The sequence below is a fragment of the Acinetobacter sp. P8-3-8 genome, assembly GCF_000214135.1.
Lineage (GTDB): Bacteria > Pseudomonadota > Gammaproteobacteria > Pseudomonadales > Moraxellaceae > Acinetobacter.
Map to the genome: position 1 here is coordinate 1 of NZ_AFIE01000080.1, position 9,320 is coordinate 9,320.

The window sequence follows — 9,320 nt, forward strand, 5'->3', positions numbered from 1 at the left end:
CCTTATTGTAGAAACTGTATTCACTGAGCTTTCCAACCAATCCTTTCCTTCAGGTAAGGACAAAAAAATATTATAATACTGATAGTTTAATACACTACTATCTACATTAAATTTAGTTAAATTTAAACTGTAGCTTTTATCTTTAATATCAGAAAAAAGCATTATTTCACCAGAATACCTATTTAATACAAGCTCCCCATTTTTATCTGTATTAATTAAATTTTTAATCCGTAATATATTTCTATTTCCAATTATAAACTCCTCATCTTTGGTAAATTTACGATGAAAATCTATTAAATATCCTACAGTTCCAATTCCACCATCTTTATTATCACGCTTATCTACATTTATCCACGCATCAGGTACATAAGGTTGGACTTCACGCTTAAAATAAGACTCAATTAAATCGGTCATACTTTGGCTTGGATCTAGTGGAATGTTTTCTGCATCACGTAAATCACCATCCTGCACAAACTCAACTATTTTACCTTTATAGCTAAACTGACCATAAAGGGGATTTTCTGTACCTTTTACTACTTTATTAACTACTGGCTCTGCATCAGGATTATTCCAAGTAATTACAGCAATAAATTGCTCTCTCTCTTTATCTTTTGGCTCAAATTTAATATTCGAATCTTTTAACACTTGTTTTAATACACTATCAAAGGCATTAAAGTCATCAAATTGCTCAGTTCCAATCTTAACTTGTAGCGCTTGGGCTTTAAGTAGCAAGGCACGTTGCTTTAACCACAGTTTTGGCTCAAGTACTGTTTTAATATCTTTTTCTTTCAGTTCGCTAAATTCGGCTTTAATCAATGCGCGGATGTCAGCTTCATACTCGCCTAAGTTGCCATAGCTTTCTGTTGTCCATGTTATACCAAATTGCGTGTAAATGCTTTGCATCACAGCATTAAACTGCTTAGTTGCAAAACGTAGGCTTTCGATGCGTTCATCGGTAAGCTGTGCTGATAAACGTAATGGACGTTCAATAGTCACACGGCGATAACCAAACTCAAAACTGTTAAAAATTTTGCTTGCGAATAGCTTTTGTTGATCGCTTTCACTATCCTTGGCTAAGGAATCTACCGCTTCAAATGCGTCATAGTTTTGTGTAATGGTACGTATTTCTTCATCTGTTAAATAATTACGCTTTGAGCCTAGCGTTTTACGCATCTTCGAGCTTAGATTGGTGGCATTAATCAAATGCACTTTTCCTTTACGCTTAACTTCTTTCTTATTGTTCAGAACCCACACATACGTTGCAATGCCTGTGTTAAAGAACATATTAGTAGGTAGAGCGATAATGGCTTCTAAGAGATCCGCTTCTAAGATATAACGACGGATTTCACTTTCACCACTTCCTGCACTGCCTGTAAAGAGTGGCGAACCATTGAGGATAATACCAATACGACTGCCTTGATAATCACCATTGGCATCACGCATCTTGCTAATTAAGTGCATTAAGAATAATAGCGAACTATCCGATACACGAGGCAAACCTGCACCAAAACGACCTTTAAAACCCATTTGAGCGTGCTCAGACTTAATATCATATTCGATCTTTTTCCAATCCATACCAAATGGCGGATTCGAAAGCATATAATCAAACTTGTCATAAGCAAATTGGTCATTGGATAAGGAATTACCGAGTTTGATGTTATGGACATCCTGTCCTTTAATCATCATATCGGCTTTACAGATGGCGTATGACTCAGGGTTTATCTCCTGACCATAAACTTTAATCATAGCTTCAGGGTTATGCTCATATAGATATTCTGAACATGATGATAAAAATCCGCCTGTACCCACAGTTGGATCATAAACGGTACGGATAATGCTTTTTTTTGATAAAGCTCCATCATTTTTACCGAACACTACGCCTGTAGTTAAACGTACGATATCACGTGGGGTAAAATGCTCACCCGCAGTTTCATTTGAGCTTTCAGCAAAACGTCGTATTAGCTCTTCAAATACTTCCCCCATTTCAGCATTCGATATAACTTGATCACTAAGATCAATAGAATTCATTTTATCTACTACACTAAACAATAGATTGGTACTATCTAATAAACGGATAAATTCATAAAAATTAAAGTGTTCAAAAATATCACGAACATTCTTTGAAAAACTAGCAAGATACATATATAGATTATCACGAGTGTGATATCGACTTAAGTTTGAGAGGCTAAATTCAGAAATATTATAGAAGAATAGTCCTCTAGTAGCTTTTAAAATAAATTCTTCCTGAGCTTCTTCAGGCAGTGTGGGGTTTATTGTTTTACTGGCTTTCAATACTTCATCTTTACTGGGTGCAAGAACACACTCTAAACGGCGTAATAAGGTAAATGGTAAAATGACACGTCCGTATTGGGATTGTTTAAAGTCACCACGAAGTAAATCAGCTATTGACCAGATGAAAGTTGCTATTTGTGAAAAGTTATTATTTGTCATTTAAAACACCGCCAGCGAAGTCGCTGTAAAACTTGAAATTTATAAAGATGATTGTGCCTGATTTGCAAGTGAATTATCTAGACATTTAATTGGTTAAATGACGCTAAATTAGTATAAATATGAACTTAGAATTTATCTAAATAAAAACAATAAGTTTGAAAATTATGATTATTTTATAAAAAATACTTGAATCATATATGCAAAAAGCCCGCTATTAGACGGGCTTTCTACAGTAATTATTTCCAATGGCGGGGGTTATGATTGAAAATGACCTTCATCATCATCAAAATGGACGCTTCCGCATAGCAAATTACCAACTTAGTGAAAGTATAAAAAACATCCAATATGTTGTCAATTTTAAATTATCCAAACATGACGCTGACCTTAATTTTAGAACAAATTGCGTCAAAATAAAAAACATGACTAAAACGACATGTAAAAAATTAAATCAATGAATTCAAATATATAAAAATAGAAAATATTATTTCAAATAAATTTTGTCTTTTTTAAAAAATCTGAGATGTAAATTCTACTGATTGAGCATGCTTTTTTATTACTTTGAATAGTAAAAAACAGTTTAATTTTTATGATTAAGCAAGTAGCTTAGGAAGCTACCATTGCTTTTAATATGCTTAACTAACAAAGCCTTTTATTATTTACTGTAAAATTCTAAGCTCTATCAAATCTTTAACAACGCATCACTTTAACTTTTAAAGCAATAACATTTTTACTTTACATTGGCTAAATGCAAAAACACAATCGTAACAGCACAGTACTGATTGTTCTAAACATGACACTGACTTGAGAAAAATTGATTCCAGTGTCATTTTGTTAACTTTGGATATATAAATAATATCAATAAAAACATTATATTAAATACTGCTAATTTTTTAAATTTGAATTGTTCAAAAGATAAAAAAGTGAGATTGAAAATCTACTTTTGAGCAATCATTTTAGATTGTTTTTTAATCAAAAAATGTGTTATATGCACTATTTCTAGTAGTACTACAAAGACCTTATATTCAACATAATCGCTCTTTGAAATTGCTATTTAAATTTTTTTAGCTGTGATTTTGGGTGCAGGGTTTCACTAGGCTATAAGCTTTATATACTTCAATTTATTTATCCTAATCTCTAAATCGTGACTAAATGACTAAATTTATCTACAAAGCATGTGTAGTAATGGTTTTGATTTGGTAGTCAGTAAAAAAGCATGTACCAAAGTGACTAAATGAATGATTAAAAACGTTACATTTAGTCATTAAGTCACTAGTTAACGTTATAGTTACTAAATGAATAGCCTTGATAGATAAGCTTTTCAAGACTATTTAGTCACTTAGTCAGATTTTTAGTAATAAAGGGTTGATAACAACATGCCTAGTTTTACCTACCAATTCAACTTTGATGTAATGTGAATCCTCAAGCTGATGGATAATCATCTCTAAGAGGTTTTTATTTTTTTGCATGGGTCTAGGACATGATGTTTGTACATAAGAATATGTAAGCCTATCTGTTTTCTGAGCAATACATTTTCGAGTAATCCATTTAATCAATCGTTCAGCATCACTTTCTACTTTGACTTCAATATCTGCATACTTCGCCCAATCATTTAAAGAATGTTGAATAATTTCACATGCACCTTTTAAAGTCTTTTCATCGATCATTTGTAGACCTTCGAAATATGCGAAAATAGTCGCTAAACGCCGTGCTATTTGACTTGCTCTACTGGCAAATGCCTGTAGGTATTCATAACGATTACCTTTGTCTTGTAGTTTCTCAAACATATTATAAAAGGCAAGGTCTATTTCTCTAGCCTGTTCATTCATGGGGATGACATAACGCCCATTGTGTAGCTCTTGGTCTGTATGAGGGCGAGGGCAGTTATCAAGTAAGTATTCGCAACGTGTCCAGTAGGCAACTAATCTATGGTCATGATTGGCATTCTTATTTTGATAAATTGCATCCTGTAACCTTGTCCCTGCTAAATTCTCAGGAATGGTTAAAATGAATCTTGGTAAAAAACCTTGTCCTCTTAACACTGGGTCTTTAAGTGCATCCGTTAATACTTCATGTTGTCCCTGTAGGTTGAATGTCAGGCGTACATCATAGGCACGACCACTGCCGTTTAGATTAGACTTTGATCGGGTACGCTCCACAAAACCATCATCAAATAATTTGGCATAACCTCCAATGGCTTGAGTCCGTGTATCGCCTTTCATGGTATACCCACCAAAGAATTGACCAGCCTCATCACTGGCAATTGAAGCATTATTTAAAATACCGTCCACATATAGTCCAGCAATGGATTCTAAAGTGATGTCACTGTATAGGGTGCTTGGGTCATTAGGTGGTGGATTCTCCGCACAATACGTTTCACGATCTTTTTTGTTTAGTGAAGCTTGCCCACTTTTCCATTGTTCAAGGTCACGGCGATACTGTTCATATTGTTTACGTTCATGTTGAATAATGGCTCTATCAGCCATATTACGACTGGTACTTTTACGGCTACCGCTTTGTCCTTCCGTGAGTAAATAAAGCCCACATGGTTCGCCCTGTGCATTAAACGGATGTGGTGCATTTACATGTGCTTGGGCGATATGTGATATAGCACCAATAACACATTGAGCCGTCATACCGATAGGGGCTTGTACATGCTCTGCTATCGCCATAACTGCTTCTCTTGCCAATGATGGTAATGCATGAATAGGATAAGGGCTATTTGCGATTGTTTCAGCTTTTACCAGTGGTATTAATTCACCCCACTGTGATTTATTCTTTTGAGTTAGTTCAATTGAAAAATCAAAAAAGGCTTGTACCTCCTCAATGTCATCGGACTTACATAGCTCAGTTAAAGAAGTCGCTCCCTCATATTCAATATATTGATTAAGCAATTTTAAAGGTGTGTTTTTCTCGAGGTTTTGGAATGATTCAAGCTGTATATATTCAGGACGTACAGGCATATATAGCTGTTGGTAGCCTGCTATGGATAACTGCTGAATCACAAACTGGACTTGTTCAAAATTAAAGGCTTTGAGTTCTGTTTTATTGGTATTGCATAAGTGATGCAAAATCACCAATACCACAGCGTAGCCTGTTTGAGCTATCTTAAAAAATGCCTCCAGATTATAGGTGATAATAACAGGCTTATCTTTATCCAATTTACCATAGTAAGCAAAGCCACTTGCTAAGCCATCAGGAAAGACTGAAACAAGTAATCCGTCTTGCAATATTGCACATTGAACAAGCTTTAATTGTCCATTGACAATGGGTAAAATCAAAGGCTTATCGTATTGAATACCGTTTATTTCTACTTCGCTTTGGTCAACATAGATCGGCTGAGATGGACTACCAAAACGGTCAATGATTGGATGAATAGAATAATCATTATCCAGTGGCGTAAGCATTTGAGCTAGTTCTATGATTTCATTTGGTGTTGGTTCAACAAAAGGAAAGAAAGGTTTATTCATATTTGCCCTCTTGATACTCAAATGCCAAAGGCAATATTTTTTCAATCATTTCTACTTTGGTTTGAATATCCCAAATAACGCTAAATAAAACTTCATCACTTATTACAAGTGTTTTATCATTTTCAAAACAATTTAATGTGGCGATGAGAATATTTGAAGATTTACTCAGTAAGCTTTTGATAATATCTTGTGCATTTAAATGATTGGCATCCTTATGAGGAACATAAAAAGCTGATGCATCACAAAGATTTGAGAAATATTTTTTTTTAGTTTGATTTTGCATGATTAAGCCTCCAAATTTGCATTGGTTTGGCATCGTTTTTGGTTGTTATGCCAATTCATTAAATCAGCATAGTCAAAGAAGACAGGGGATTGCTTTGAATCACCTGTCTTTATTGCTTTTGGAAATGTTTTGTCTGTGCGAATTAAATAACGTAATGTTTCACGGCTTATATCTAGTATTTTACAAGCCGTTTCCAACTTAACTCTAATTGGTGAAATAGTCATATATATACCTAAACTTACAAAAGTTTAGGTATTCTATTTAACTAAAAAAAATAAATGTGGAAATAGATTTGCATATTTTTTTCCAGAATATATTCACCTAAGTCATCATTAAAGAAGTTAGGTTTACTTGCTCCTATCCAGAGGGTAAAAAAGGTCAGAATTATCTCCAAATTGAATTTTGTGTAAAGCAACAAGTTCATCAGTTAGTAATGTTGGAAATTCAAAATCTTCCCCTTCAAAACCATTTGAATAAAAACTCCTATTTACTATTGGCTCTATAGTTTTTCTCAACGTATCTTCGCCATACTCTCCAAATTGATATAATGCTTTGCATATTTCTGGTCTTTTTAACTCTATCTTATTAATAAGTGAATACAGTTTTAAATCCATATATGCTAACAATCTATAAGATGCCCAAGTTTCTAATTTATCGAATGAAACTATTTTTTTAGGATTAATTTTATTAGCACTATTATCATTAAATTGCCTTCTCAAATCCAATACCAATCTTTTGAATTCTTTTATTAGGGTGTCATCAGTGTGAGTTAAATCTATTTTCAATGGAACTTCTCTATAAACTCCCAATACTTCATGGAATTCAAACATTTTTTGTATAAAAAAAGCTTCATTATCAGAATCTGAGTAAAAATGCCCATAAATTTGATGTTTCAAGTAAAAATCATATGGAGTCATTGCACTAACAACACCGCCACTTTTAATGCTAGATGGTAATTCACTATATTCAGAATAAATTGGAATTTTTACTTTTTCATTATGTTCTTTCGAAAAAAATTCATAATTTCTGTTTAATTTAAATGGATCAATAAAGTAATCCTTAATGATCGAATTATAAAAATTAGTCCACTCTCGATCATTCAAAATATGTTTACAATCAAAACAACCATCAGTAATAGCTGAATACAGCATGTATCTTGATTCAAATTGAAATGACCAACCAAGTGGTGTCAACCGTAGCATTTCATCATATTTTTTTATGTTGAAATAAGAAGGTATGCAGTTTTTATTCTTGCGATTTTTCATTGCGTTTGACCATTTCCAATATTTTAAATTTCTTTAATTTACTTTCTTAAATTGAATAATGCTTTGATCTGCTATTTGTTCTAAATGATTCGCATACCATTGCATCATATTGGTTCTATCTTGTAGATATTGAGCTTTGTTATACACACCCGCTACACCATCCTTTACATGTGCCAAAGCAGATTCAATATGACGCTCATCAAAACCACGATTGTTTAAAAGCGTACTGGCAATATGCCTAAAACCGTGCGGTGTTTGTCGTCCCTCATACCCCATTCGGCGTAAAGCCATAATAAAAACCGTGTCCGACTTAGGCTTACTCTTATCCGAACGACTCGGAAATAAAAAGTCAGAATCCGTTTCAAAACTTTTTAATTCATTCAAAATGGCAACGGCTTGAGTCGGTAAAGGCACAACATGCTCTCGGCGTTTCTTCATGCGTTCTTCGGGTATGTTCCATATAGCATTGTCAAAATCAAACTCATCCCATTTTGCACCACGTAACTCACTAGGACGACAAAACAACATCGAAAGCAACTGCAAGCCGATGCGAACATCAAGCGTAGGGTAGTTATTGATAGCTCTTAATAATGGCGGTAATTCTTGCTCACTGACATGAGCCATATTCTCTTTTTTACCTTGTTGCAAATATTTTTGAATTCCCTCTAAAGGGTTGTAATCAATGCGACCTGTGACCTTTGCATAATCATAAACATCACGACACATTGCTCGCATACGATTTACTTGCTCATAAATGCCTTTTTCTTCTTGTATCCCTTTGAGTAAATCCATCCATTCTTTAGGTTTAATCGTGGTGTATAAGCGTTTACCAAAAACAGGAAATATATGCTTTTCCAATGCGCCTTTATTTCTTGTCATGGTATCCGCTACCCATGACTTTAATTTAGTGTCTAACCATTCACGAGCCAACAATTCAAAAGTAGCATTATTTTGTTCTAAATCTTGGCGTTTACGCTCTTGTTTAGAAATGATAGGGTTTTCACCTCTAGATACATCATCTAAAAGTTCTTTGGCTTTCTTACGTGCTAACTGTCCGCTTATTTCAGGATAACCACCTAGCCCTAACCATGACCATTTACCATCGGGCTTTTTATATCTGAGTTGCCATGACTTATTACCATCACTCTTTACTCGAATATATAAACCATTGCCATCAAGCTCACGATATTCTTTTGATTCAGCTTCAAGGTTAGCAAGTACCGTGTCAGATAAAGGACGGCGTTTTATTTCAGCTCTTTTCATTAGCCTTGTATCCCTCGGATTCAATTTTTTCTCAAGGATACACGTTGGGATACATGAAGCGCAATACTATATACTTTTATGTTTAGTTATGTTTAGGCAAGAAAAAAGGCTTAAACCTTTAAGATTCAAGCCTTTTGTCTGTAAAACTTGGCATATTTTGCTAAGTTTTGGAAGGTATTTGGTGGAGATGGCGGGAGTATAATTATAATTATAAGATATTGATTTTATATATAGTTTATTAAATATGAGTTGTATTGTGTAACATCTGTGTAACAAGTGAATTTAATGCATCATGATTAATTGTGATTGATGATGATTAATTTTGATGAACATTCAATTTAACTTGAGTTCAGTTGTGAGTTTTGGATTTGAACTCAAAACCAATATATCAGAATTACATAAAAATAAAAGGCGCTTAAATTGCGCCTTCTTCTTTTAAAATTTCTTTTTTCATTTTTTGCATTGATGAAGCAGTCCAGTCTTTTCGATTTGTAAACTCACGGTCAGGAGGGTACTGTTCAAGATAATATTTTTTAAATGTATTAACAGCCATCCCTAACTCTTGCGCAACTTTTGTCATTGAGTACCATT

6 protein-coding genes are annotated in these 9,320 nt (G+C 33.9%); all 6 read right to left on the reverse strand.

Annotation, left to right across the window (positions count from 1 at the left end; genetic code table 11):
* Nucleotides 1-2,451, reverse strand: a 2,451-nt coding sequence (locus GGG_RS20000; RefSeq protein ID WP_010117394.1) for a class I SAM-dependent DNA methyltransferase, incomplete at its 3' end; no start/stop codon positions are given.
* 1,340 nt (nt 2,452-3,791) lie between these two features.
* Nucleotides 3,792-5,855 carry a DUF3987 domain-containing protein gene (locus GGG_RS0117735; protein ID WP_138920295.1) on the reverse strand — a complete coding sequence of 688 codons (2,064 nt, stop codon included), beginning with the start codon at nt 5,853-5,855 and terminating at the stop codon, nt 3,792-3,794.
* A 55-nt stretch (nt 5,856-5,910) separates the two neighbouring features.
* Entirely contained in the window at nt 5,911-6,201 is a 291-nt protein-coding gene (locus tag GGG_RS0117740; RefSeq protein WP_010117400.1) for a hypothetical protein, read from the reverse strand.
* Between the two features lie 2 nt (nt 6,202-6,203).
* A complete protein-coding gene (locus GGG_RS0117745; RefSeq protein WP_010117402.1) occupies nt 6,204-6,425 on the reverse strand; it encodes an AlpA family transcriptional regulator in 222 nt (73 codons plus the stop codon).
* A gap of 123 nt (nt 6,426-6,548) precedes the next feature.
* On the reverse strand, nt 6,549-7,466 hold the full coding sequence (locus tag GGG_RS0117750; RefSeq protein WP_010117403.1) for a DUF6387 family protein: 918 nt from the start codon (nt 7,464-7,466) through the stop codon (nt 6,549-6,551).
* A 33-nt stretch (nt 7,467-7,499) separates the two neighbouring features.
* Nucleotides 7,500-8,729, reverse strand: a complete 1,230-nt coding sequence (locus tag GGG_RS0117755) for a tyrosine-type recombinase/integrase (protein WP_010117404.1) — start codon at nt 8,727-8,729, stop codon at nt 7,500-7,502.
* Nucleotides 8,730-9,320: the final 591 nt, after the last annotated feature.

Excerpts from the sequence above, each read along its gene's own strand:
- GGG_RS0117735 (WP_138920295.1), bottom strand. The coding sequence starts at position 5,855 with ATGCTTACGCCACTGGATAATGATTATTCTATTCATCCAATCATTGAC.
- GGG_RS0117740 (WP_010117400.1), bottom strand. The coding sequence starts at position 6,201 with ATGCAAAATCAAACTAAAAAAAAATATTTCTCAAATCTTTGTGATGCA.
- GGG_RS0117745 (WP_010117402.1), bottom strand. The coding sequence starts at position 6,425 with ATGACTATTTCACCAATTAGAGTTAAGTTGGAAACGGCTTGTAAAATA.
- GGG_RS0117750 (WP_010117403.1), bottom strand. The coding sequence starts at position 7,466 with ATGAAAAATCGCAAGAATAAAAACTGCATACCTTCTTATTTCAACATA.
- GGG_RS0117755 (WP_010117404.1), bottom strand. The coding sequence starts at position 8,729 with ATGAAAAGAGCTGAAATAAAACGCCGTCCTTTATCTGACACGGTACTT.